Source organism: Streptomyces sp. NPDC004327 (genome assembly GCF_042873935.1).
Classification (GTDB): domain Bacteria; phylum Actinomycetota; class Actinomycetes; order Streptomycetales; family Streptomycetaceae; genus Streptomyces.
Genome location: NZ_JBIAME010000003.1, coordinates 778,260 through 801,737, shown reverse-complemented (window position 1 = coordinate 801,737; position 23,478 = coordinate 778,260). Strand labels below are relative to the sequence as shown.

Below are 23,478 nucleotides of genomic sequence, written 5' to 3'. Positions count from 1 at the left end.
GGGCTCTGGGCCCCGCCCCGGGCGGCCCCCCCCCCCCCCGCGCGCGCCCCCCCCCCCCCCCCCGTCCACCCCCCCCCCCCCCCCCGGGGCGCCCCGGGCGGGCCCCCCCCCGGCGGGGGGGGCGCCCACGGCCGGGGTACGACCGGTCAGGGCGCCGGCAGCGCCGGTGCCGGCGGCAGCGCCGGCAGCTCACCGGCGGAGACCGGCGGCTTGACGGGGAGATCGGCCGGTGCGGCGGGCGGCTTGACCGGGAGGTCGGCCGGGGCCGCGGGCGGGGTGACCGGGAGATCGGCCGTCGTCTGGCCGGACGTGCCGGGCACTGCGGGCGCTGCGGGCGCTGCGGGCAGGCCGGGGAGGACGCCGGTGAGGCCTGAGAGGTCGGGCAGGGCCGGCAGGGCCGGTGCGGCGAGGCCGCTGCCGAGGGCTCCCGCCACGACATCGTCGACCAGTGAGGTCACCGTCGAGGCGATCGCGGTGACGTTGCCGGAGGCGGCGGAGGCCACCAGGTCGGCCACCGCCTTCTGGACGGTGGCGAGGACGTCACCGATGCCGTCGGCGGGTGCCGCCGGGGCGGTGCCGGGGAGGGGCGCCCGGTGGGACGGGCCTTGTTCGTCGGCGAAGGCGGGGCCCGCCGTACCGAGGGTGATCGCGACGGATATCGCGAGGGCCGGCAAGCGGCGTGATGCTCGGGGACGCATACGTGTTCTCTCTTCTTTATGCGTCGGACAACTTCCCCGTCACCGTGCCTGCGGATATAGCGCTCCGCAACTGGGGAATTACTGAGCGACACCCCCCGTTCGAGTGAATTCACTCTTCTGACCTGCTCCTCCGGGGGGCGTACGCCGTTGCACCCGGCGGCGCACGGAGTGCGCCCGGAGGACTCACCACTCGGTGAGCGGACGGCGAAAGGCCGGCGCGCGGCCCCGGCGGGGGCGGCGCGCCGGCCTCGGAAGGACCACGATCCGGCGTGTGCGGTCAGGCGTTGATGCAGGTGTTGCCGAAGGTCGGGTTCAGGGCGCCGATGACGCTCACCGAGTTGCCGCAGACGTTGAGCGGGATGTGGATCGGGGCCTGGACGACGTTGCCGGACAGCACGCCCGGGGAGTGCACGGCGGCACCCTCGGCGCCGGCGTCGGCGGCGGCGACACCGGCGGCACCGGCAACGGCAGCGGCGGCACCGACGGACAGGGCGACAGCCTTCGCGATACGGGACATGGGAAACGTCTCCTCGATCGATTCATCACTCGGACGGCGCGGACGGAATCGTCCGGCGCATTCATCAACGCCCCTGGTTTTCATCGGTTGCTCTCCCGAACGGGTGACGTTCAGCCGATCTTTGGGCCATAGGAGGGTCATTCGTCCGACCGGATCCAGAAAGGCGCAACACGCTCAACGAGGAACGTGCCGTGTGGATACGGGAGTTCGCGTTCCCGGGCATCTAATGCTTACTATCGCCCGGCTCGGGGGTTATAACGGTCCCGAACGTTGCTTCCGGTCCCGTCGCGCGTTCATCCATTTCGCGTGGCCGACTTGTTCCCCTCCCCCGGTCTCCACGGGTCTTCCCTTCCTTCTCTCATCAAAGCGGAGCACCTGTATGCGGAATTCAGCTGTTCTTGCCGTACGTCGGGGTGTGGTGTGCGCCGTGTCGGGAGCGGCGCTCTCCGCCGTGCTCCCGGCCGCCTTCGCCGTGGCGCCGCCCGTCGCGCCACCCGTGCCGGCACCGGTGCCCTCCCCCGCACCGCCGGCCGCGGAGGCCGCCCGGCTGCCGTTCGCGGCGCGGTACTCGGCGGTGCAGCACGGCGGGATCGTCCGGGCCGCCAACTCCTCGGCGCGGGGCGCCAAAGGGGACGAGACGGTCAACGACGGCGCCACCATCGCGTACGTCGACGTCGACGACGACGCCAACACGTACAACTCCAGCCGGGCCGAACTGCGGGTCCCGGCCGGGGCCCGGGTCAGCTGGGCCCGCCTGTACTGGGGCGGGAACCTGCGCGTGGGCGAGCAGAAGCCGCCCAAGGACAACGGGCGGGTGCTGATCGCCGAGCCCGGCGGCAGCTACAAGGCGGTGCTCGCCGACACCACGACCGGCCACCGCACGGCCGACGGCGCCGACGCCTTCCAGGCGTCCGCCGACGTGACCGAGCTGGTCCGCTCGGCCCGGCCGGGCCTGTGGACCGTCGCCCAGGTGAACGTCGCCATGGGCCGTTCGGCGGTCGGCGGCTGGGGCGGCTGGACGCTGGTCGCGGCGTACGAGAAGGCCGAGGAGCCGCTGCGGAAGCTGACCGTGTGGGACGGCTTCGAATCGCTCGGCCCGCGCAACCACGAGCTGGAAATCCCGCTCGTGCTCGGCCAGGACCGCATTCCCCGGGATGCGGACGGCCGGCTCGGCCTCGTCGCGTACGACGGCGACCGCGGGACTTCCGGGGATTACCTCGCGGTGGAAACGGGCCTGGCGAAGAGCGTCACGCGCAGCGTGATCTCCGATTCCGCGAATTCCGCGGACGACGTGATGAACTCCAGCATCACGGAATCGGGAACAAGTCTGATGGAACGACTGCCCGCTCATCTCACCACCCTGGGGTACGACTCGGACGTCTTCGATCTGCGGGGGGCGCTGCACCATGGGGCCGATCGTTTCCACATCCGACTCGGAAGCCCGAAGGACGCCGTCTGGCTCGGCGCGCTCTTCGTCCAGGCGGACATCACACGCTGACCCGGAAGGGAATGCGCGTACGCGAAAGGGTCCGGACGCGCGGCCTGACGTGCTGCACGCCGTCCAGCCCGGTGACGGAGGGGTCGCCCGGGTGGTCGCCGACCTGGTGCGCGGGCAGCTCGCGGCGGGCCTGCGGGTCGCCGTGGCCTGCCCGCCCGGCACCGAACTCGCCGCGGCGGTACGGGCGGAGGGCGCCGACGCGTACGACTGGACGGCCGGCCGCGACCCCGGCCCGCGCCTGCTCCGCGAGACCCGCGGCCTCGCCCGCCTGATCCGTGCCACCGGCCCGGCCCTGGTCCACGCGCACAGCGCCAAGGCCGGACTGTGCGCCCGGCTCGCCCTGCGCGGCCGGCTCCCGACGGTCTACCAGCCGCACGCCTGGTCCTTCGAGGCGGTCACCGGCACCACCGCCGCCCTCGCGCTCCGCTGGGAGCGCTGGGCCGCGGCCCGCTGGACGGCCCGGGTCGTCTGCGTCAGCGGGGCCGAGCGGCTGCGCGGCGAGGCGGCGGGCGTCCGCGCGAGCTGGTCGGTGATCCACAACGGCGTGGACACCGACCGCTTCGCGCCGGGGCCGGCGGACGGCGCCGGAGCCGCCCTGCCGGGCGTGCCCGGGCAGGGTCCGGCCGCTTCGCCGGGCGGGGCGGAGCCGGACGCCGGGCCGCTCGTCGTCTGTGTCGGGCGGCTGTGCCGGCAGAAGGGGCAGGACGTGCTGCTCGACGCCTGGCCCGCCGTCCTCGACGCGGTGCCGGACGCGCGGCTCGTGCTCGTCGGGGACGGGCCGGAGGCGGAGCGGCTGCGGGCGGCCGCCGGGGCCGCGGTGCGGTTCGCCGGGGCGGTGGCGGACACCGCGCCCTGGTACCGGGCCGCCGACGTCGTCGTCCTGCCGTCCCGCTGGGAGGGCATGGCGCTCGCGCCCCTGGAGGCCATGGCGAGCGGCCGGCCCGTGCTCGTCGCCGACGTGGACGGGGCGCGGGAGAGCCTGCCGCCCGGCCACGAGGCGCTGTGCCTGGTCCCGCCCGGGGACCCGGCCGCGCTCGCCGCCGCGCTCCGCCGCCTTCTGGGCCGGCCCGGGCTGCGGCACTCGCTGGGCCGGGAGGCCCGCGAGCACGTACTCAGCAGATTCGATGTGCGGCGCACCGGCGCGGCCGTCGCGGAGCTCTACCGCGAACTGGCCGGAGTGCGGGGCACGGAGCACAGAGAGCCGATTGCGCAGTGACCACGGAAAGCACCAGCGTCCCTTCCTCGTTCCCCTCGCGGCGTCTCGCCGCACCGGGCCGCGCGTCCCACCGGCTCGCGCTGCCACCGCGCCGGCGCGCCCGGCGGCGGTTCACCGGCGTGCCGCTGCTCGCGGCCGACGCGCTCGCCGTGCTGCTCGCGGTGGGTCTGCTGTCGGCCGCGCACCGGCGCTGGGAGCTGGCGCTGTTCGTCGCCGGCCTCGTCGTGCTGCTCGACGGCCGCGCCGGGCTCTACCGCCCGGCCGCCGGGCCGGCCGGCGTCCTCGACGAGCTGCCGGCGCTCGCCGCCCGCGCGGGGGTCGCCTGGTGCGTGACGGCGGCCGCGGCCGCCGCGTACGCGCCGGCGCTCGTGATCGGCCCGCTGCGGCTGTGCGCCGCGTACGCCGCGCATGTGACCGCCGTCGTCGTGGTGCGCGGTCTCGCGCACGGGCGGCGCCGGAGGATCGCCCGGGCGCAGCCGCGTTCGGCGCTCGTCGTCGGCGTGCCGGGCGCGGCCCGGCGGTTCGCCTCGGCGCTCGCCCAGCACCCGGAGTACGGCATCCGGCCGGTCGGGGTGGTCGGCGTCGCCGGCACCCGGCAGGACGAGGAGCGGGTCCACGAGCAGGCCGCCAGGGAGCGGAGCCTGCCGGTGCTCACCACGCGCGAGGAGATCCGCCGGGCGGTCATCCAGAACACCGTCCGCGACGCCGTGTTCCTGACCGACGACGAGGGTCTCGTGTCGCTCTTCCAGTTCTACGGCTGCGCCACCTGGCGGGTCGGCGGCCAGGCGGCCGGGGAGCCGATGGGCGACCACCTGTGGGGTTACGGCTGCCGCCGGCTCGTGCCGCTCGTCGAGCGGCGCGGGCTGACCGCGAAGCGGGCCCTGGACGTGGCGCTCGCCGGGCCCGCGCTGGCGCTCGCGCTGCCCGTCCTGCTGCTGTGCGCGCTCGCGGTGCGGCTCTCGGACGGGCCCGGGGTGCTGTTCCGTCAGGAGCGGGTGGGGCAGAACGGCCGGCTGTTCACGCTGCTGAAGTTCCGTACGCTGCGGCCGGCCGACGAGACGGAGTCGGCGACCCGGTGGAGCGTCGCCGACGACCACCGGATGAGCGCCGCCGGGCACTTCCTGCGCAAGACCTCGCTGGACGAGCTGCCGCAGCTGTGGAACGTGCTGCGCGGCGACATGAGCCTGGTCGGGCCGCGGCCCGAACGGCCGTACTTCGTCGCCCAGTTCAGCCGGGTGCACGCCGGTTACGCGGCCCGGCACCGGATGCCCGTGGGCCTGACCGGACTGGCCCAGGTGCACGGGCTGCGCGGTGACACCTCGATCGAGGACCGCTGCCGCTTCGACAACCACTACATCGACCACTGGTCGCTCTGGCAGGACGTCTGCATCCTGCTGCGCACGGCGGCCGGTCTCGTGCGACCGACGGGAAGCTGACGATGACGACAGTGGCGGTAGCCGTGGGGAACGCGGACCCGGGCACGGCCCCGGGGGTACGGGAGTGGGCGCGCCGGGCCGGGGCGCTGTCGCCGGTCCTGGCCGTGATCGCGCTGCTGCTCGTGCCGGGCGGCGGGGGCGGTACGCAGGGCGGCACGGGCGGCACGGGCACGATCGCCGACGCCGCGTCGGGGCTGCTCGTGCTGATCTGCCTGATCCGGGTGGTGCGTGGCGGGGCGCGTCCGCTGACCCGTACCGCCGCCGTCGTGCTCGGCCTGCCCGTGTTCGGGATCTGTCTGGCCGCGATCACCTCCAACGACCCCGGCGCGAGCCTGCCGGGCGTCGCCCGCTACGTGCAGATCTTCGTCCTGGTCCCGGCCGCCGTCATGGTGATGATCCGGGACCGGCGGGACTTCGCGGTCGTGGCGTGGGCGCTGATCGGGCTCGGGCTGCTCGAGGGCGCGGTCGGTGTCGTGCAGTACCTGACCGGGACGGGCGCCTCGTACCAGGGCGCGGACATCCGGGCCGTGGGCACGTTCGGCGCGACCGACGTGATGGGCATGGCCACGGTCGTCGCGTACGCCCTCGTCATCGCCACCGGCCTCGCCCTCGGCGGCCGTGCCGGGCGGGTGCGGACGGCGGCGCTGGTCTGCGCGGGGCTGCTCTTCGTGCCGCTGGTGCTCTCCTTCAGCCGCGGCGCGTGGATCGCGACGGTCCTCACCTGCGGGGTGCAGCTGCTGCTTTCGGGCCTGCGGCGGGCCGCGCGGGCGGCGCTCGCCGTGGCGGCGCTCGGCGTCGTCCTGGTGGGCGGCTTCGGCGTCGGCTCGGAGATGGTCAAGGAGCGCGTCACCAGCATCACGCAGGTCGCGGCGGCGCCCGACCAGTCGGTGACGGACCGGTACACGCTGTGGGCGGCGGCGGGCCGGATGTGGCGCGACGACCCGCTGACCGGCGTCGGCCTGAAGGGCTTCCCGGCCTACCGCGACTCGAACGCGTCGCTGGCGCTGTCGTCGGGCAGCGACACCGCGGGCGCGGGCGCGGCCTTCGCCCGCCAGCCGCTGCTGTCCCCGCACAACATGTACCTGCTGGTGCTGAGCGAGCAGGGCCTGATCGGCCTGCTGGCGCTGGCCGGCAGCTGGGTCGCCCTGCTGGTCGCGGCGCTGCGCCGGCTGCGGCTCGGCGCGGACCGAGCGCTGGTCGCGGTCGGCATCCTCGCCTGGCAGCTCATCGACTTCTTCTACGCGGACATCGGCGGCCCGTCGACGGTCCTGATGTCCGTCATGTTCGGTCTCGCCGCCTGGTGGTCCCTGACGGAGGTGCGCCGTGCGTGACCCCTGGTCGGAACCGTCGACGGTGACCCGGGCGCCGGGACGGGAGGCGCGGGTGAACTCCGGGCAGTGTCTGAACGGGACCGGCGGCCGGGGCCCCGCGGTGTCCGATCCGGCTCCGGCGTGGCGTGACGCCCGCCCGGCCCCGGGACAGGACCCGCGGGACGTCAACCACGGCGGGACCGGGCCCGGGCCCGAGGACCCGTGGGCGGTGTTCGCCGCCGACGCGCTGTGCGGGCTGCCGCAGTCGCAGCCTCCGGCACGGCCGCTCGCGCCCGACGACACCCTGCCGCTGCGGCTCCGGCGCGGCGCCGGATCCGACGACGATCCCTGGGGCGCCTTCGCCGTCGACGCGCTGTGCGGGCTGCCGCGGGGCGAGGCCCCGCGGGCCTGGCAGGACGCGCCGATGGGCACGGCCACGGTGCGCGCCACCCGCGCCGAGCGGCCGGTGCTGCTCGGCGGGCGGCCGCTCGGGTACGGGGCGCGGCCCGTGGAGAGCGCGCCCGCGAGCCGGCCGGGCGGGGCGCGGCACGCGCGGCGCGGGTCGGGGTTCCTGCTGCGGGCCGCGGTGGTGACGGCCGGGCTCACGGCGGCCGGTGCGGTGCTGGGGCTCGTACGGGACCAGATCCTGGCGCGGTACTTCGGCGCCGGGGCGGAGACGGACGCGTTCCTGGTGGCGTGGACGGTGCCGGAGTTCGCCTCGACGCTGCTCATCGAGGACGCGATGGCGCTGATCCTGGTGCCGGCGTTCTCGAGGGCGCTCGCGCGGCGCTCCGCGTCGCTGTTCGGGGATCCGGTGCGTCATCTCGTACGGACGACGCTGCCGCGCCTGGTGCTCGCCGTCGCCGCCGTGTCGGCGCTGCTCGTGGCGCTGGCGCCGCTGCTCGTCGACGCGCTGGCGCCGGGGCTGCCGGATCCGCGGCTCGCCGTCGACTGCACGCGGCTCACGGCGACGTGCGTGCTGTCGTTCGCGCTCGCCGGGTACTGCTCGGCGGCGCTGCGGGCGCACGGCTCGTTCCTGCCACCGGCGGCGATCTACGTGGCGTACAACGTCGGCATCATCGGCACGACGCTGGTGCTGCGCGAACCGTTCGGGGTGCGGGCGGCGGCGGCCGGGGTCGCGGTCGGCGGGGTCCTGATGGTCCTCGTCCAGGCGCCGTCGCTGCTGCGGGAGCTGCGCAGCCGGCCGGTGCCGAAGGACCAGCCGAAGCCGCTGCCGCCCGGCGAGGGGCGGCTGCTCGTCCTCGGGATGATCGCGCCGGTCGTGGTGTTCGCGCTGTCGCGGCAGTCGCAGATCCTGATCGAGCGGTTCCTCGCCTCGCCGCTGCCGGCCGGGGCGATCTCGCATCTGAACTACGCGCAGAAGGTCGCGCAGATGCCGATGATCCTCTCCCTGATGCTGTGCACGGTCAGCTTCCCGGTCGTCGCCCGCGCGCTGGCCGCGGGTGACGCGGAGGGGGCGCGGCGCCGGGTGGAGCGGGACCTGCTGCTCGCCGCGGTCGTGGTCCTGATCGGCGCGTCGACGGTGATCGCGGCCGCGCCGCAGATCGTCGAGCTGCTGTTCCAGCGGGGCGCGTTCGACGCGGCCGACACGGCGGCGACGGCCGCGGTGATGCGGGTGTACGCGCTCGGGCTGCTCGGCCAGACGATGGTGGGCGCCCTGGTCCGCTGCTACTTCTCGGCGGCCCGGCCGCTCTGGTACCCGGCCGTCGCGATGGGCGCCGGGCTCGCCGCGACCGCCGTCGCGGGGGCGGTGGGCGCGTCCGTGTGGGGCGCGACCGGCATCGCGGGCGCCAACGCGCTCGGCATCACGGTGACCGCCGTGCTGCTGCTGACCGGCGCCCACCGCCAGGCCGTGCCGGTCGACGTGCGCCGGCTCGGCGAGGGCCTGCTGCGGCTGGCGACCGCCGGCGCGTGGGCGACCGGCGCGGGCTGGCTGTGCGCGCTGCTCGTCGACGGGCCGGTGCTGGGCCTCGCCCTCGCCGCGCTCGTGGTCGTCGCCGTCTTCCTGCTGTTCATCGCGTGCGCCGCCAAGGCGCCCGAGATCCCGCCCCTGCCCCACTCGCCCTGCCGCAACCGCGACCGGCGCCGCGAACCGAGCCGGCGCGCAGCCCCGAGCCGAAGGAACCGAAGGACCCGCCATGCCCGCCCCCGCCGTGCTGCGCCGTCTGCTGCCGAAGCCTCCCTTGTGGGTGGCGATGTACCACTCGATCGCGGACACCCCCGATGATCCGTACAAGGTGACCGTCTCCCCGGTCCGCTTCGCCCGCCAGCTGCACTGGCTCGGCGACCGCGGGCTGCGCGGGGTGTCCGTGCGGGAGCTGCTCGCGGCGACCGCGGCGGGCCGGGCCCGTGGCCTGGTGGGGCTGACCTTCGACGACGGCTACGCGGACTTCGTGGAGTCGGCGCTGCCGCTGCTGCGCCGGCACGGCTTCACGGCGACGGTGTACGTCGTCGCGGAGCGGCTCGGCGGCGACAACGCGTGGGACGAGCGGGGGCCGCGCCGGCCGCTGCTCGACGAGGACGGCGTCCGCGAGGCGGCCGCGGCCGGCATGGAGATCGGCTCGCACGGGCTGCGGCACGTCTCGCTCACGGACGCGGACGACGCGACGCTGACGGCCGAGACCCGGCGCAGCCGGGAGCTGGTCGAGGACATCACCGGCGAGCCGGTGGCCGGTTTCTGCTACCCGTACGGGACGGTCGACGCGCGCGCGATGCGCGCGGTCCGCAAGGCGGGGTACGCGTACGGCTGCGCGATCGACCCGGGCCCGCTGTCCGGCACGTACGCGCTGCCGCGGGTGCACATCGGCGAGGAGGACACCTCCTGGCGGCTCACCGCGAAGCGCGTGCTGCACCCGCTGCGGCGGCGCCGGCCGGCCGATCTGCTCCCGGCGCAGGGCGGCCCCGCCGACCGGGCGGTGCTGTCATGAGGCGCGACCTGCGGGTGCTGCACGTCATCACCGGTCTCGGCATCGGCGGCGCCGAGCAGCAGCTGAGACTGCTGCTGCGTCATCTCCCGGTGCGCAGCCGGGTGGTGACGCTCACCAACCCGGGCACGGTCGCCGAGGGCATCGAGGCCGACGGCACGCCCGTCGCCCATCTCGGCATGACCGGCAACCGGGACGTCGGCGCGCTGCCGCGGCTCACCCGGCTGATCCGGCAGGGCGGTTACGACCTCGTGCACACCCATCTGTACCGGGCGTGCGTGTACGGCAGGCCGGCGGCCCGGCTCGCCGGGGTGCGGCCGGTGATCGCGACGGAGCACTCGCTCGGCGACGCGCAGATCGAGGGCCGGCCGCTGTCGGCCGGGACCCGGGCGCTGTATCTGGCGACGGAGCGGCTCGGCACGTCGACGGTCGCGGTGTCGCCGAGCGTGGCGCGCCGGCTCGCCGACTGGGGCGTGGCCCCGTCCCGCATCCGGGTGGTGCCGAACGGCATCGAGACCGGCCGCTTCGCCTTCCGGCCACGGGCCCGGACGATGACCCGGGCGGCGCTCGGGCTGCCGGCGGACGCGTTCGTGGTCGGCGGGGTGGGACGCCTCGCGGCCGGGAAGCGCTTCGACCGGCTCGTCCGGGCGGTGGCGTCGGTGCCGGAGGCGCGGCTGCTGCTCGTCGGGGAGGGCGACCGGCGGGCGGAGCTGCTGCGGATCGCGGCGGAGTGCGGGGCGGCGGACCGGGTGCTGCTGCCGGGCGCGTTCCCGGACCCGCCGGAGCATCCGGCGGGCGGGCGGCCCGATCTGCCGTCGCTGCTCGCCGCGATGGACGTGTTCGTGTCCACCTCTCCCGACGAGACCTTCGGCCTCGCGGTCGTCGAGGCGCTGGCGGCGGGCCTGCCCGCGCTGTACGTGGCGTGCCCGGCGATCGACGACCTGCCGCCGGGCGCGGCGCCCGGCGCCCGCCGGATCGGCGAGTCCGTGCCCGAGCTGGTCGGCGCGCTGCGCGAGGCCGCGCGGGCGCGGGCGGCCGGCGGGCCGGACCGGCTGCCGCCGCCCACGGCGATCCGCCGCTACGACATCGCGCACAGCGCGGAGCAGTTGCTGTCCCTCTACCAGCAGGCCGTCCACGGCCCCCACCCTTCCGCCCGCACCCTCCCCGTGAAGTGAGAGCTGCCCCATGACCCCCATGACCCCCAAGACCGCCACACCGCCACGCCCCTTCCTCCTCACCCCCGCCCGCTGGATGGTGCTGCCGGCCGCCGTGCTCGCCGGCGCCGCCCTCGGCGGCGGCTACGGCACCGTGAAGACGCCGCAGTACGCGGCGACCAGCTACGTCATCGTCGTGCCGGGGGAGAAGTCCGACCCGACGGCGGCGCTCGGCTTCGCCCAGGCGTACGGGCGGGTCGCCACGGACATCGCGGTGACCGGCGACGCCCAGGTGTGGGCGGGCGTCTCGGCCGACACGCTGCGCTCCAGCGTGCAGGCGGCGACCTCGCCGGACGCGCCGATGATCTCGATCACCGCGCGGGCGCCGAAGCCCTCGGCGGCCGTGTCGATGGCCGACGGCGTGGCCCGGGCCCTGGTCCTCAACAGCTCGCACGTGGCCGGGAACACGGGCGTGAAGGTGGTCCAGTTCTCGCGCGCGACGAAGCCGGTCGCGCCGGTGTCGCCGTCCGCGGCCCTCTCGGCGCTCGTCGGCGCCTGTGCCGGCGGGCTGCTCGGCGGGCTCGCGCTGCTCGTCCGGCCGAAGCGGCAGGTGCGCGACGGTGCCGCCCGGCACTCGCGGCAGGGCACGGCGTCGGTGCCGGGCCCGGCACCGGCCGCACAGCCGGAACCGGAGGCGGTGTGACGCTCGGAGAGCTCGCACCGGCCGGGACCGGGACCGGGTCGCGGACGTCCGGCGCGCTCCGCGCCGAGATCGTGCGGGACGAGGACGCCTTCGGGCGGCTCGGGCCCGAGTGGAAGGCGCTGTACGGGCGCTGCGCGGCGGCGACGCCGTTCCAGTCGCACGCCTGGCTGCACTCCTGGTGGCTGTCGTACGGGCGGCCCGGCGCCCTGCGGGTGGTCCTGGTGCGGCGGGCCGACGGCGCCCTGGTCGGCGCGGCGGCGCTGACGCGGGCGCGCGGCCCGCTGCCCGTGCTCGTCCCGCTCGGCGGCGCCATCACCGACTTCACCGACGTCCTGCTCGACGACGACTGCCCGGACGCGGCGCCCGCGCTCGCCCGCGCCCTCGCCCGGGCGGCGCGCGGCGCGGTGGTGGACCTGCGCGAGGTGCGGCCCGGGGCGGCGGCCGAGCGGCTGTACGCGGTGTGGCGCGGGCCCCGGCGGCGGCTCGCCGACTCGGAGTGCCTGGAGCTGCCGGCCGTACCGATGGAGGCGCTGCTCGAACGCATCCCGTCCGGCAAGGCGCAGCGGATGCGGGCGAAGTTCCGGAAGCTGGACGCGCTCGGCATCCACGAGCACGTCGTGTCCGGACCCGAGGTCCCGGCCGCCCTGGAGCGGCTGCTCCGGCTGCACCAGCTCCAGTGGCAGGGCCGCCAGGTGACGGCCGAGCACACCAGCGACCGCTTCGCCCGGCACCTGGCCCGGGCGGTGCGGCCGATGGTCGAGCACGGCGACGCCATGGTCACCGAGTACCGCCTCGGCGACGAGGTGCTGTGCGCGGACCTCACCCTGATGTCGCCGCGGCTCGCGGGCGGCTATCTGTACGGGGCGGACCCGGCGCTGCGCGCCCGCAAGGTCGACGTCGCCGCGATGCTGCTGCGGCACGCGGCGCGCGAGAGCAGCGCCGGCGGCCGCGCCACGCTGAGCATGCTGCGCGGCACCGAACCGTACAAGCACCACTGGCGCCCCGAGACCGTGCCCAACCAGCGGCTCATGCTGGCCGGACGGGGCACGGCCCCGCTGCTCTGGGCCCTCGCGGGCGCGGCGCACGGCCGGCGCTGGGCGGCCGGGCAGGTCCGGCGGCGGGAGTGGCTGGGCCGCGCGCTCGGCCGGACGCCGCAGGGCGGAAACGGCGCCCATGGCTCCAACGGCGCGAACGGCGGCGGAGGATGAGTTCCTCCGCCGCCGTTCGGGGCCGCGAGCGGCTCGTCAGAAGGGCCAGACCCCCTGCAACGCGCCCTTCCAGTCGATCTTCAGACCCTCCTGCCAGCCGCCGGCCGCCGGCTTCGGCGCGGGCGGTACCGGCTTCGGGAGGACCGGCTTCGGCCTCGACGGGTTCGGCTTCGGCAGGGCCGGCTTCGCGGGCTGCTTCCAGGAGTCCCCGGAGAGCTTGGGCACGCAGACCGGCCCACCGATCCAGCTCTCGACCCACGAACCGAGGTTCAGGGTCCAGCAGTCGGGCTTGGGGACGGGGACGGGCGTGGGCGTCGGGGTGGGAGTGGGCGTCGGGGTGGGCGTGGGGGTCGGAGTGGGCGTCGGGGTCGGAGTGGGCGTCGGGGTCGGAGTGGGAGTCGGAGTGGGCGTGGGCGTCGGAGTGGGGGTGGGGGTCGGAGTGGGAGTCGGGGTGGGAGTGGGGACGGGTTCCGGCTTCGGTTCCGGCTTGGGCTCCGGCTTGGGCGTGGGAGTCGGAGTGGGGACGGGTTCGGGCTTCGGTTCCGGCTTGGGCTCGGGCTTGGGCTCGGGCTTGGGCTCGGGCTTCGGTTCCGGCTTCGGCTCGGGCTTCGGTTCCGGCTTGGGCTCCGGCTTCGGCTCCGGCTTCGGCACGGGAATCGTCGGGTCCACCGGCACTGTCGGGTCCGTGGGGACGGTCGGGACGGTCGGGTCCGTGGGGACAGTCGGGTCCGTCGGGACTGTCGGCTCGGTGGGCTCCGTCGGGACCTGCGGCTCCGTCGGCTCCGTCGGCTCGGTCGGCTCCGTCGGCTCGGTCGGCTCGGTCGGCTCGGTCGGGACCTGCGGCTCCGTCGGGTCCGTCGGGTCCGTTCCGTACAGCATCTGACGGAACACCAGCGAGGACCGCGGGTTCTCGTCGCACTGCCAGACGCCGTGCGGGCAGTAGTCGGTGATCGTGTGATACAGCGGCTTGTGCTGCCTCATCCATTCCAGCATGCGCTGCATGTACGCGGGGTTGTCTCCGTTCCGGAACAGGCCCCATTCCGGATAGGAGATCTGCTTCCCGTGCTCGGCCGCGAAATCGACCTGCGCCTGCAAACCGTACGGTTCGCGCACGTGTTCGTCGAAACTCGCGCCGGACGGCTGGTCGTAGGAATCCATGCCGATGATGTCGACGGTGTCGTCACCGGGATAGCAGTCCGTCCACGGAATGGCGTCGAGGCCGCGGCTCGGATTGAAGTCGAAGCGGAACTTCTGCCCCGGCACGGAACGCATCGCGGTCACGATGCGGGTCCAGTACTTCTTCCAGGACTCCGGATCGGGCGCGCACCGGTGGGTGTACGTGGTGCCGTTCATCTCCCAGCCGAGGTCGATGACGGTGTCCGTGGCGCCGAGGCCGACCAGACGCTCCGCGAGGGCCTGGAAGTGGTGGTCGTAGTAGCCGGCGGCGCCGAGCTGGAGCTGGCGGCGGACCTCGTGGTCGGAGACGCCGGCCTCGTTCCGTTCCAGCATGGGCACGTTGAGGACGAGCATGCGGTCGGCCTGCTCGGCGCGCCAGGCCGCCCAGGCGTCGAGGAAGCCGGGCGCGCCCTCGATGCTCGACCAGCGGTCGCCGGGCAGGTAGGTGTGGGCCACCCGGAGTTCGCGGCCGCCGAGCCACCGCGACAGCTGGGCGATGCGCGCCGGTCCGAGCGGGCCGGACTCCAGGAACGCTCCCATCGCGCCGGACAGAGTCCGCCGGGGGTCCGGAGTCGTTACGGATGCGGTTGCGGATGCGGCAACGGATTCGGCTTCGGCGGCGCGAGCGCGATCGCGGGCATGAGCGGGAGACGACAGCACGACGGAACCTGACGCAAGAAGGCCGGCGGTGAACACCCCCAGCCACACGCTCGAAGTTCTCCGCTTTCGGTTGACCATGGCAGCTCCTTGTCTCTAACGCCGCTTGATGGTCCGTCAGTCAGGCAGTTGAGTTCTGATGTTCCGAAAGTATTCCTAATAAGCCGTCCGAGAACTCCGCTTTGATCTGCCCAATAGTCCATTAGAGGATTTCCCATCGCCCAGTTGGGGCACCCGAGACGAAGGACATGCCGTGCCGAGTTTTGACACCCGCGTCCCCGCGGTCCTTGTGCGGCTCGACCCGAACCCCTTTCACCACGGCACGCTCGGTGCCGCGCGGTCCCTGGGGCGGGCCGGTGTCGCGGTGCACGCGGTGGTCGAATCGCTCTCCAGCCCGGTCGTCCGCTCCCGTTATCTGCGCGGCGCGCACCTGCGCCCCGTCGAGCCCTCCCCCGCCGAGCTGACCCGCCTGCTGCTGCGCGTCGCGGACCAGCTGCGCCTGCGCCCGGCCGACGGCGCGTCACATTCCGCGCTGCTCGTGCCCCTCGACGACATCACCGCCCTCTCCCTCGCCGAGTGCCGCCCCGAGCTGGCCGGCCGCTATCTGCTGCCCGACCAGTCCCCCGAGCAGCTCGCCCGGGTCGCCGACAAGGCCCAGCTCGCCGAGACCTGCCGCTCCCTGGGCCTGCCCCACCCCCGCACCGAACTGCCCACCAGTGCCGAGGAGGCCGCCGCCATGGCCTGGTCGCTCGGACTGCCGGTGATCGCCAAGTGGAGCCGGCCGTGGCTGCTCCCGGTGGGCGGCCGGCTGCGCAGCACCACGATCGTCGGCTCGCTCGCCGAGGTCCGCGAGCTGTACGAGCGCACCCCGCAGGCCGGCAGCCGGCTGCTGCTCCAGGAGCTGCTGCCGGCCGGGCGGGACCTCGACTGGTTCTTCCACGGGTACGTGGACTCCGGCGGCGGCTGCTCGACCGGCGCGACCGGGCGCAAAGAGCGCTCCTGGCCCGACGGCGCCGGGCTCACCGCGGTGGGCCGCTGGACCGCGAACCCGGCCGTGGACACGCTGGCCCGCGAGCTGCTCGCCGCGCTCGGCTACCGGGGCGTGTGCGACCTCGACTTCCGCCTCGACCGGGCGACCGGCGCCTACCACCTGCTGGACTTCAACCCGCGGCCCGGCGCGCAGTTCCGGCTGTTCGCCGACCGGGACGGGCTCGACGTGGTCCGGGCGATGCACCTGGACCTCACCGGCCGCGCGGTACCCGCGCACCTGCCGCTGTACGGACGGCGCTTCGTCGTCGAGAACTACGCGGCGCTCTCGTACGTCTCCTCGCCCGGCCGCCGCTACGCGCCCGAGCCCCGGACGGCCGCCGGCGGCGCGGCCGGCGAGGCCGCCTGGTTCGCGGCCGACGACCTCGGGCCGGCGCTCGCGATGCTGCGCGGCTGGGTCTCCCATCTGCTGCGCAAGGGCCTGCTGACGCTCCGTCGGGGGCTGCGCGGCGCGGCCGGCCGGCCCCGGTGGGCGGCCGCCGTGCCGCCGCCGTCGGTCCGGGACCGCGGCAGCACCACCCCCTCGGACCGGATGCCCCAGCGATGACGCCCCCAGGACTCCCGGGCCTCTTCCGCCCCTCCGGCTCTCCCGCCACCCTCGGCCCTCTCAGCCCTCTCAGCCCTCTCAGCCTTCTCAGCCCTCTCGGCTCTCTGGGCTTCCTCAGCCTCCTCGGCCCTCTCACCTCCTCAGCCCCGTGGGCCCACCCGGCCCCCTCGGCCGCCTCACCCCCCAGCCCCCTCGGCCTCCTCAACCCCCTCGGCTCCCTCACCCCAGAGCCTCCGAATCCTCAGACCTGTGAAGGTGGAACGCACGATGTACGACCTGGTGATTGTGGGCGCGGGCCCCTACGGCCTGTCCGTGGCCGCCCACGCTGCCGCCCACGGCCTGAGCCTGCGCGCCTTCGGCCGGACCATGGAGTGCTGGCACGCCATGCCCTCGGGGATGTTCCTCAAGTCCGAGCCGTGGGCCTCCCACCTCTCCGACCCGGCGGGCCGCTACGGGCTCGACGCCTACGCGGCCGAGCGGGGCGTGCGCGCCGAGCACGGGGTGCCGCTGCCGGTCGGCTTCTTCGCCGCGTACGGCGACTGGTTCGCGCGGCACGCGGTGCCCGGGCTCGACGAGCGGCTCGTCACCACGGTCGCGCCGCTGGACGGCGGCGGTTTCGCGGTGACGGCGGAGGACGGCGAGACCGTCCGCGCCCGCACGGTCGCGCTCGCCGTCGGCGTGCTGCCCTTCATGGAGGTCCCGGGGCCGCTGCGCGGGCTGCCCCGCCGGTACGTGACGCACTCCAGCCACCACGGCGAGCTCGACGGCTTCGCCGGGCAGGACGTCACGGTGATCGGCGCCGGGCAGGCCGCGCTGGAGACCGCCGCGATCCTCACCGAACAGGGCGCGACGGTGCGGATCCTGGCCCGGGCCGGCCGGCTGAACTGGAACACCGTGCCGCCGGCGCTCGACCGGGGCCGCTGGCAGAACCTGCGCGCCCCGCACACCGGGCTCGGCTGCGGCTGGCAGAACCGGCTCTACGCGGACACCCCCGGCGTCTTCCGCCGGCTGCCCGCCGCCACCCGCGAGCGGCTCTTCGACTCGGCGCTGGGGCCGGCCGGCGCCTGGTGGCTGCGCGAGCGGTTCGCGGCGGTCGAGGACGTCCGGCTGGGGCAGCGGGTGATGTGCGCGACGGTGACCGCCGACGACCGGCTGCGGCTCGACGTGACGGGCGAGGACGGGACGACGGGCGTGGTGGAGACGGACCACGTCGTCGCGGCCACCGGCTTCGTGCCGAGCCTGGACCGGGCGGACGTGCTCGCGCCCGGGCTGCGCGCCGGGCTGCGGCGGGTGGGGGCCGGCGGGGCGCCGGAGGTGGGCGCGCTCTTCGAGTCGTCCTGGCCGGGGCTGTTCCTCGCGGGGCTGCTGACGGCGCCGTCGTACGGGCCGTCGATGCGCTTCGTGTTCGGTGCGGGCTATACGGCCGGGCGCCTGGTGAAGGGGGTGCGGCAGCGGCTGCGCGGCGGGACCGGCGGCGGTGGGGTGCTGGGCCGGCCGCGCTCGGGTTCGGACGCCCGGCGGATGGCCACCCCGGCCCCGTAGCCGGCGGGAAAAGGGGACCGGCCCCGGGGAGTGTGGTGGTCACTCCCCGGGGCCGGCCCGGTCCCGGCGGTCTGCCGGAGGGGAAACGTCAGGCGTTGATGCAGATGTTGCCGGCGGCCGGGTTCAGCGCGCCGATGACGTTCACGCTGTTGCCGCAGACGTTGGCCTGCAGGTGGATCGGGATCTGGACCACGTTGCCGGACAGGACGCCCGGGGAACCGATGGCCGCACCCTCGGCGTACGAGTCGGCCATCGCGGGAGCGGCGGCACCCATGGCCATGAGCAGACCGGCGACGACGACCGCAGCCTTCTTGCACTTCATTTCGTCTGGATCCTTTCTGCGGCGGAAGAATTCACGGCTTTCGTGACGAGCGGGCGCGCACGGGGTGCGCCCGCATTCCGCTGCACGGTTCTCAACGACCCTGCCACGGAAAAGAAACCGTCAGATGGTCCGACCGGCATTGTTCACCCGGCTGCCGGGTCGACTTCCGCTTCAACGCGGCCAGATAGGTGTTCTCATGAGCCGTTCCCACTCCCGGTCCGGCAGTCCGGGCACGGCCCGGCCGGCCTGGATCCACTGGTGGGCGAGCAGGGAATAGAGCGGGAACGGCTCCCGGTCGGCGGCGGGTGGGTCGGATACGTACCGGCTCTTCGGAATGAAGGCCATCCGCTCCCATTTCCCGGGATCGGGCGCCATATTCGCTCCTTCCGCTGAGGTTCCGGCATCATGGCACAGGCGCAGCGGGAGGGTGATTCGAACTGTCCATGTCGCGTCGCGTACCTCTGTGCGACAACGCCCGATTTAACGTTTCTCCATGAAAATTCCCGGCAGCCGTCTGCTGCTCCTGTCCACGGCTCTGGCCACGCTCGGCGCGGGCGGCGCCCTCGCCGCCGCCACGCCCGGCCTGCCGTCCCCGGACAAGGGCCTCAACATCCTGCTCGTCGGCGTCGACTCACGGGCGGGCGTCACGCCCACCGAGCGCAAGAAGTACAACATCGGCAACCACGACTGCGGATGCACCGACGTGATGATGCTGGTGCACGTCTCCGCCAGGAACGACCGGGTCAGCGTGGTGAGCCTGCCCCGCGACTCGCTCACCGTGCTCCCCAAGCACCGCGACCGGCAGACCGGCGAGCTGGTCCCGGCCCATCAGGCCAAGCTCAACAGCGCCTGGAAGCTGGGCGGGCCGTCCTTCGTCATCGAGATGGTCGAGGCGATGACCAAGGTCCCCGTCCACCGCTACCTGGAGGTCGACTTCCGTCGCTTCATGGACACGGTCGACGTCATCGACGGCGTGCCGGTCTGTTCGAAGAAGCGGCTGAAGGACCCGGCCACCGGCATCGACCTCAAGCCGGGCGTCACCCGCAAGGTGCTCGGCGGCGAGGCGCTCCAGTACGTCCGCTCGCGGAAGGCGGACGGCGAGGCGGACTTCGGGCGCATCAAGAAGCAGCAGCGTTTCATCACCAACACGCTGCGCGAGGTCCGCGCCCATCTGTTCCGGGACCGCGACTGGCTGCGCTGGTTCGCCGAGACCCTGCGCGGCAAGGCCGCGGCCGAGCGGGCGATCAGCGCGCCGGAGCTCCTGACGCTCGCGGGCCGGCTGCGCGGCCTCACCCCGGACAAGACCGAGTTCGCCACCGTGCCGATCAAGAAGATCAACCCGCTCATCCCGGGCGTCGGCGCGACGATCTCGTGGGACGTGAAGTACGCCGACGAGATCTTCGCGCAGGTGCGCGCGGACCGCAGGCTGCCGAAGCCCAACCCGAAGAAGTACCCCAGCGAGACCAAGCTGGGCGAGTACCGGCCGCTGGGCGGGAAGACGCTGCTCTGCGACTAGGGGTGCCCGGCGGATGAGACCGGACGGGCCTTGGCCGCTATGCGACGGGGGCCCGTCCGGCGGTTCGGGCGGGCCCGGGCCGCCCTGCGGCGACGGCCCGTCCGGCGGGTCGAGCGCGGCCCCGGCCATGATCCGCCGACCCTGATCCGCCGGACCTGATCCGCCGGACAGGCCCCGCCGCGGCCCGCGGCCCGTGCGCCGCGTCAGCGCAGTCGCAGGGCCAGCAGCTCCGGGTCGGTCGCCGGCGCGTCGCACACGAAGTGCCGGCAGACATAGGCCGCGGCCCGGCCGTCGACCAGCGGCCGGTCCCGCAGGAGCGGGAACTCCTCGCCGTCGGGCAGCCCGGCGGCGATGACCGCGCCCGGCGCGCCGGAGCGCAGGGCCGTGCGCCACAGGGCGCGGAAGCCCTCGTCGTCGGGCGCGCCGACGACGGCGATCTCCCGGGGCCCGTCGCGCAGCGCCTCGGCGGCGGCCAGGCCCCAGCCGATGAAGCGGGGCGCGCGCGGGCCGAGCGCCTTGACCACGCCGAGCGCGGCCTCGGCGGCGGCCCGGTGCGGCTCGGAGCCGGTGTGCGCGGCGTACGACAGGAGCGCGCCGGCCGCGGCGGTCCAGCCGGACGGGGTGGCGGTGTCGGTGGGGTCCTGGGGGCGGCGGATGAGCCGCTCGGCGTCATGGGCGGTGTCGTAGAGCGCGCCGCCCTCGGCGGTGAACTGGTCGAGGACGATGTCGAGCAGGAAGCCCGCGAACTCCAGCCACACGCCCTCGCCGGTCACGCCGGCCAGCGCGAGGAAGCCCTCGGCGACGTCGGCGTAGTCCTCCAGGACGCCGGCGTTGGTGCCGGGGTGGCCGCCCTTGGAGGTACGGGTCAGCCGGGCGCCGTCGTCGAGGTGCAGCCGGACGAGCAGGTCGGCGGCCTCGGTGGCGCGGTCGATCAGGTCGGGGCGGTCCAGCAGGGCGCCGGTCTCGGCGAGCGCGGCGACGGCGAGGCCGTTCCAGGCGGCGACGATCTTGTCGTCGCGGCCGGGGCGGGGGCGCTCCTCGCGGGCGGCGAGCAGCCGCCGCCTGATGTCCGCGATCCTCTCGGCGTCGGCGAGGCCGGCGTCCTGAGGGAGCTGGAGCACGGAGCTGCCGTGCTCGAAGGTGCCCTCCTCGGTGACGCCGAAGTAGCGGGCGGCGTAGGCGGCGTCGTCCGCGCCGAGGACGGCGGTGAGCCGGTCGGGGGTCCACACGTAGTAGGCGCCCTCGACGTGCCGGCCGCTGCCGTCGTCGGAGTCCGCGTCGAGCGCGGAGGCGAAGCCGCCCTCGGGGGTGCGCAGTTCGCGGACCATGAAGTCGGCGGTCTCCAGGGCGACCCGGCGCGCCAGGTCGCTGCCGGTGGCCCGCCACAGGTGCGCGTAGACCCGGCACAGCAGCGCGTTGTCGTACAGCATCTTCTCGAAGTGCGGCACGACCCAGGCGCGGTCCACGGCGTAGCGGGCGAAGCCGCCGCCGAGCTGGTCGTAGATGCCGCCGCGGGCCATCGCCTCGCAGGTGTCGGCGGCCATCTGCAGGGCGCCCTCGGCGCCGGTGCGGGCGTGGTGGCGCAGCAGGAACTCGAGCGCCATGGACGGCGGGAACTTGGGCGCGCCGCCGAAGCCGCCGTGCGTGGTGTCGTACTCGCGGGTGAGGCCGAGCAGCGCCTGGGCGAGCTCGGAGTCGTCCGGGACGCCCTCGCCGCCGTACGCCAGGGAGCGGGTCCCGAGGTCCTTGACGATCTTCCCGGCGACCTCGCCGACCTCGTCGCGGCGCTCGGTCCAGGCGTGCGAGACGCCTTCGAGGACGTCGGAGAAGGACGGCATGCCGTGCCGGGCCTCGGGCGGGAAGTAGGTGCCGAAGTAGAAGGGTTCGGCGTCCGGGGTGAGGAAGACGGTCATCGGCCAGCCGCCCTGGCCGGTGGCGGCCTGCACGGCCTCCATGTAGACGGCGTCGACGTCGGGCCGCTCCTCGCGGTCGACCTTGATCGAGACGAAGCGCTCGTTGATGAGCGCGGCCGTCGTCTCGTCCTCGAAGGACTCGTGGGCCATGACGTGGCACCAGTGGCACGAGCTGTAGCCGACGCTCAGGAGCACAGGCACGTCGCGCCGCCGGGCCTCCTCGAAGGCGGCGGGCTCCCACGCCCACCAGTCGACGGGGTTGTCGGCGTGCTGGAGCAGATACGGGGAGGTGGCGTCCGCCAGTCGGTTCGGCATGGGTCCATCCTCGCGCACCCCGGGGCGCACCGTCGGGAAGTGGCGGAACGACGTGCTGCGGCGGGCGGCGGTCCGGGGCCAGGCGTGCCGCGGCGGCCGGCGGCCCGGGGGCGCCACGGCCGGACCTTGTAGTCACCTACGAAGAGCCGGCACCGCGGGGCCGGCGTCTTCATGGATTCAAACCCTGGCCGGCCGCGCGCGGTTGACGGTCTACTCGGAAGTCCCGTCCTTCACGCGGATCCCCCAGGCAGACGAGGAGAGGAATGGCCACCACACTGCTGCTCCTGCGGCACGGCGAGACCGCCCTGACGCCCGAGGGGCGCCTGTCGGGCAGCGGCGCCGACCCGGCGCTGTCCGAGACCGGGCGGCGGCAGGCCGAGGCCGCCGCCGGCCGGATCGCCGGGCTCGGACCCGTAGGGGCGGTGGTGTCCTCGCCGCTGCGCCGCTGCCGGGAGACGGCCGCCGCGGCCGCGGGCCGGCTCGGGCTCGGGGTCGGCGTCGACGAGGAGCTGCGCGAGGCGGACTTCGGCGCCTGGGAGGGGCTGACCTTCGCCGAGGTGCGCGAGCGGCACCCGCGGGAGTACGCGGCGTGGCTCGCGTCTCCGGCGGCGGTGCCGGGCGGCACGGGCGAGACCTTCGAGGCGGTGGCGCGCCGGGTCGCGCGGGTACGGGACGGGCTGCTCGCGCGGTACGAGGGGCGGACGGTGCTCGTCGTGTCGCACGTGGTGCCGCTGCGGACCCTGGTCCGGCTCGCGCTCGGCGCCCCGCACGAGGCGCTGTTCCGGATGGAGGTGGCGGCGGCGTCGGTGTCGGCGGTGACGTACGACGGCGCCGGGACCGGCACCGTACGGTCGCTCAACGACACGGCTCACCTCGGCTGACGCCGCTCGCGGACGCCCCGGCCCCGGTTCCCGCGTCGTCTCGGGGCGGGAACCGGGGCCGGGGTGCCGTGCGGGCAGAGCTCCGGGGCTCAGTAGTCGACGCGGTCCGTCTTCGCGAGCCACGCGTCGAACGGCGCCGTGCGGTTCGGCATCTCCAGGCGCTCGACCGCCGCCGGCCAGGCCGCTTCCGCCCGCGCCTCGAAGAGGTCGTAGAACTTGCGGTCGTCGAAGCCGGCCACCGCGGCGTCGTCGCGGTCGGCGGCGAAGACGATCCGGTCGACGCGCGCCCACAGGGCGGAGGCCAGGCACATCGGACACGGCTCGCACGACGTGACGAGGACGCAGCCCTCGAGCGAGAAGGTGTTCAGGGCCTGGCAGGCGGCGCGTATCGCGGTCACCTCGGCGTGTGCCGTCGGGTCCAGGTTCGAGGTGACCTTGTTGTTCCCGAGCGCGACGATCTCGCCGTCCTTGGCGATGAGGGCGCCGAAGGGGCCGCCGCCGTTCGCCACGCTGGTGGTGGCCAGCTCGATGGCCTTGTCCAGCCAGGTGCGCTCGAGTTCCTGGGTGCTCGTCTCAAGGGTGTGAGCAGACACGGTGGCTCCTTTTCGGCGGTGCTGGGGGATTCCCCGGGCCGCGCCGCGGGGCGCCGCCGGGGTGGGGATGGCTGTGGCGGAGAGGGTGGGCGGCTCGCCGGCGCCGCGCACGCCGGACGGCGAGGTCGGGTCGGCCCGCTCCGTCGATTCGGTTCACGGCACCCCGTTCCCTTGCTTCGTTCGCCCTGTGAGGAGTACACAGCCGGGCGTGCGGAACCAGCCAGAGACGGAAGACATGAAGACCTGAGCGGCCCCGGATGGGCTCTTCGTGGATTTCTACAAGT

At 74.9% G+C, this 23,478-nt stretch carries 19 protein-coding genes and 1 pseudogene; 13 read left to right on the top strand and 7 right to left on the bottom strand.

Translation table 11 applies throughout. The annotated features are described in order from the left end of the window. Positions 1 to 146: 146 nt before the first annotated feature. Together ACFYU9_RS14250 and ACFYU9_RS14245 are read right to left on the bottom strand one after the other, a co-directional pair. The gene (locus ACFYU9_RS14250; RefSeq protein ID WP_389344744.1) at positions 147 to 674 is read right to left on the bottom strand and encodes a hypothetical protein; all 528 of its coding nucleotides are present in this window, start codon (positions 672 to 674) and stop codon (positions 147 to 149) included. Between the two features lie 301 nt (positions 675 to 975). Next, on the bottom strand, positions 976 to 1,215 hold the full coding sequence (locus tag ACFYU9_RS14245; RefSeq protein WP_389204556.1) for a chaplin: 240 nt from the start codon (positions 1,213 to 1,215) through the stop codon (positions 976 to 978). A gap of 379 nt (positions 1,216 to 1,594) precedes the next feature. Between ACFYU9_RS14245 and ACFYU9_RS14240 the strand changes: the two genes are divergently transcribed. From ACFYU9_RS14240 to ACFYU9_RS14200, 9 genes are all read left to right on the top strand, one after another. Beyond that, entirely contained in the window at positions 1,595 to 2,713 is a 1,119-nt protein-coding gene (locus ACFYU9_RS14240; RefSeq protein WP_389204557.1) for a DUF3344 domain-containing protein, read from the top strand. Positions 2,714 to 2,762: 49 nt separating this feature from the next. Continuing rightward, positions 2,763 to 3,929: a glycosyltransferase gene (locus ACFYU9_RS14235; protein ID WP_389344743.1), complete on the top strand. Its 1,167-nt coding sequence runs from the start codon at positions 2,763 to 2,765 to the stop codon at positions 3,927 to 3,929. Then, positions 3,926 to 5,365, top strand: coding sequence for an exopolysaccharide biosynthesis polyprenyl glycosylphosphotransferase (locus ACFYU9_RS14230; protein ID WP_389204559.1), 1,440 nt, complete (start codon positions 3,926 to 3,928; stop codon positions 5,363 to 5,365). The genes ACFYU9_RS14235 and ACFYU9_RS14230 overlap by 4 nt, the downstream gene beginning before the upstream one ends. 23 nt (positions 5,366 to 5,388) lie before the next feature. Beyond that, the gene (locus ACFYU9_RS14225; RefSeq protein ID WP_389344741.1) at positions 5,389 to 6,696 is read left to right on the top strand and encodes an O-antigen ligase family protein; all 1,308 of its coding nucleotides are present in this window, start codon (positions 5,389 to 5,391) and stop codon (positions 6,694 to 6,696) included. A gap of 403 nt (positions 6,697 to 7,099) precedes the next feature. Next, positions 7,100 to 8,923 carry a murein biosynthesis integral membrane protein MurJ gene (murJ, locus tag ACFYU9_RS14220; protein WP_389205260.1) on the top strand — a complete coding sequence of 608 codons (1,824 nt, stop codon included), beginning with the start codon at positions 7,100 to 7,102 and terminating at the stop codon, positions 8,921 to 8,923. Further along, positions 8,835 to 9,623 carry a polysaccharide deacetylase family protein gene (locus ACFYU9_RS14215; protein ID WP_389344739.1) on the top strand — a complete coding sequence of 263 codons (789 nt, stop codon included), beginning with the start codon at positions 8,835 to 8,837 and terminating at the stop codon, positions 9,621 to 9,623. The genes murJ and ACFYU9_RS14215 overlap by 89 nt, the downstream gene beginning before the upstream one ends. Before the next feature lie 8 nt (positions 9,624 to 9,631). Beyond that, positions 9,632 to 10,795, top strand: coding sequence for a glycosyltransferase (locus ACFYU9_RS14210; RefSeq protein WP_389344784.1), 1,164 nt, complete (start codon positions 9,632 to 9,634; stop codon positions 10,793 to 10,795). 19 nt (positions 10,796 to 10,814) lie between these two features. Then, the gene (locus ACFYU9_RS14205; protein ID WP_389204562.1) at positions 10,815 to 11,477 is read left to right on the top strand and encodes a lipopolysaccharide biosynthesis protein; all 663 of its coding nucleotides are present in this window, start codon (positions 10,815 to 10,817) and stop codon (positions 11,475 to 11,477) included. Then, on the top strand, positions 11,474 to 12,685 hold the full coding sequence (locus ACFYU9_RS14200; protein WP_389344737.1) for a GNAT family N-acetyltransferase: 1,212 nt from the start codon (positions 11,474 to 11,476) through the stop codon (positions 12,683 to 12,685). Before ACFYU9_RS14205 ends, ACFYU9_RS14200 begins: the two co-directional genes overlap by 4 nt. Positions 12,686 to 13,429: 744 nt before the next feature. Here the strand turns inward: ACFYU9_RS14200 and ACFYU9_RS14195 are convergent. Next, positions 13,430 to 14,599 (bottom strand): annotated as a pseudogene (locus ACFYU9_RS14195) (glycoside hydrolase family 26 protein); the annotation flags it as partial. A gap of 172 nt (positions 14,600 to 14,771) precedes the next feature. Here ACFYU9_RS14195 and ACFYU9_RS14190 point away from each other — a divergent pair. Both ACFYU9_RS14190 and ACFYU9_RS14185 read left to right on the top strand, forming a co-directional pair. Continuing rightward, positions 14,772 to 16,112, top strand: a complete 1,341-nt coding sequence (locus tag ACFYU9_RS14190; protein ID WP_389344736.1) for an ATP-grasp domain-containing protein — start codon at positions 14,772 to 14,774, stop codon at positions 16,110 to 16,112. Between the two features lie 267 nt (positions 16,113 to 16,379). After that, positions 16,380 to 17,654 carry an FAD-dependent oxidoreductase gene (locus ACFYU9_RS14185; protein WP_389344782.1) on the top strand — a complete coding sequence of 425 codons (1,275 nt, stop codon included), beginning with the start codon at positions 16,380 to 16,382 and terminating at the stop codon, positions 17,652 to 17,654. An 88-nt stretch (positions 17,655 to 17,742) separates the two neighbouring features. Here the strand turns inward: ACFYU9_RS14185 and ACFYU9_RS14180 are convergent, their stop codons facing one another. Together ACFYU9_RS14180 and ACFYU9_RS14175 are read right to left on the bottom strand one after the other, a co-directional pair. Further along, the gene (locus ACFYU9_RS14180) at positions 17,743 to 17,976 is read right to left on the bottom strand and encodes a chaplin (RefSeq protein WP_389204566.1); all 234 of its coding nucleotides are present in this window, start codon (positions 17,974 to 17,976) and stop codon (positions 17,743 to 17,745) included. A 171-nt stretch (positions 17,977 to 18,147) separates the two neighbouring features. Further along, entirely contained in the window at positions 18,148 to 18,351 is a 204-nt protein-coding gene (locus tag ACFYU9_RS14175; RefSeq protein WP_389204567.1) for a hypothetical protein, read from the bottom strand. A 118-nt stretch (positions 18,352 to 18,469) separates the two neighbouring features. On the opposite strand from ACFYU9_RS14175, the gene ACFYU9_RS14170 reads away from it, so the two are divergent. Then, positions 18,470 to 19,492 carry an LCP family protein gene (locus tag ACFYU9_RS14170; protein ID WP_389344734.1) on the top strand — a complete coding sequence of 341 codons (1,023 nt, stop codon included), beginning with the start codon at positions 18,470 to 18,472 and terminating at the stop codon, positions 19,490 to 19,492. Between the two features lie 203 nt (positions 19,493 to 19,695). On the opposite strand, the gene ACFYU9_RS14165 is transcribed toward ACFYU9_RS14170, so the two are convergent. Beyond that, complete coding sequence (locus ACFYU9_RS14165; protein ID WP_389204569.1) at positions 19,696 to 21,720, bottom strand: thioredoxin domain-containing protein; 2,025 nt, start codon at positions 21,718 to 21,720, stop codon at positions 19,696 to 19,698. 263 nt (positions 21,721 to 21,983) lie between these two features. Here ACFYU9_RS14165 and ACFYU9_RS14160 point away from each other — a divergent pair, with 263 nt between their 5' ends. Further along, positions 21,984 to 22,601 (top strand): histidine phosphatase family protein, encoded by a 618-nt coding sequence (locus ACFYU9_RS14160; protein ID WP_389204570.1) that lies wholly within the window; start codon positions 21,984 to 21,986, stop codon positions 22,599 to 22,601. An 89-nt stretch (positions 22,602 to 22,690) separates the two neighbouring features. Here the strand turns inward: ACFYU9_RS14160 and ACFYU9_RS14155 are convergent, their stop codons facing one another. Further along, on the bottom strand, positions 22,691 to 23,194 hold the full coding sequence (locus ACFYU9_RS14155) for a nucleoside deaminase (protein WP_389204571.1): 504 nt from the start codon (positions 23,192 to 23,194) through the stop codon (positions 22,691 to 22,693). Between the last annotated feature and the right edge of the window lie 284 nt (positions 23,195 to 23,478).

Excerpts from the sequence above, each read along its gene's own strand:
- ACFYU9_RS14240 (WP_389204557.1), top strand. The coding sequence starts at position 1,595 with ATGCGGAATTCAGCTGTTCTTGCCGTACGTCGGGGTGTGGTGTGCGCC.
- murJ (WP_389205260.1), top strand. The coding sequence starts at position 7,100 with ATGGGCACGGCCACGGTGCGCGCCACCCGCGCCGAGCGGCCGGTGCTG.
- ACFYU9_RS14185 (WP_389344782.1), top strand. The coding sequence starts at position 16,380 with ATGTACGACCTGGTGATTGTGGGCGCGGGCCCCTACGGCCTGTCCGTG.
- ACFYU9_RS14180 (WP_389204566.1), bottom strand. The coding sequence starts at position 17,976 with ATGAAGTGCAAGAAGGCTGCGGTCGTCGTCGCCGGTCTGCTCATGGCC.
- ACFYU9_RS14165 (WP_389204569.1), bottom strand. The coding sequence starts at position 21,720 with ATGCCGAACCGACTGGCGGACGCCACCTCCCCGTATCTGCTCCAGCAC.
- ACFYU9_RS14160 (WP_389204570.1), top strand. The coding sequence starts at position 21,984 with ATGGCCACCACACTGCTGCTCCTGCGGCACGGCGAGACCGCCCTGACG.
- ACFYU9_RS14245 (WP_389204556.1), bottom strand. The coding sequence starts at position 1,215 with ATGTCCCGTATCGCGAAGGCTGTCGCCCTGTCCGTCGGTGCCGCCGCT.
- ACFYU9_RS14215 (WP_389344739.1), top strand. The coding sequence starts at position 8,835 with ATGCCCGCCCCCGCCGTGCTGCGCCGTCTGCTGCCGAAGCCTCCCTTG.
- ACFYU9_RS14175 (WP_389204567.1), bottom strand. The coding sequence starts at position 18,351 with ATGGCGCCCGATCCCGGGAAATGGGAGCGGATGGCCTTCATTCCGAAG.
- ACFYU9_RS14205 (WP_389204562.1), top strand. The coding sequence starts at position 10,815 with ATGACCCCCAAGACCGCCACACCGCCACGCCCCTTCCTCCTCACCCCC.
- ACFYU9_RS14170 (WP_389344734.1), top strand. The coding sequence starts at position 18,470 with ATGAAAATTCCCGGCAGCCGTCTGCTGCTCCTGTCCACGGCTCTGGCC.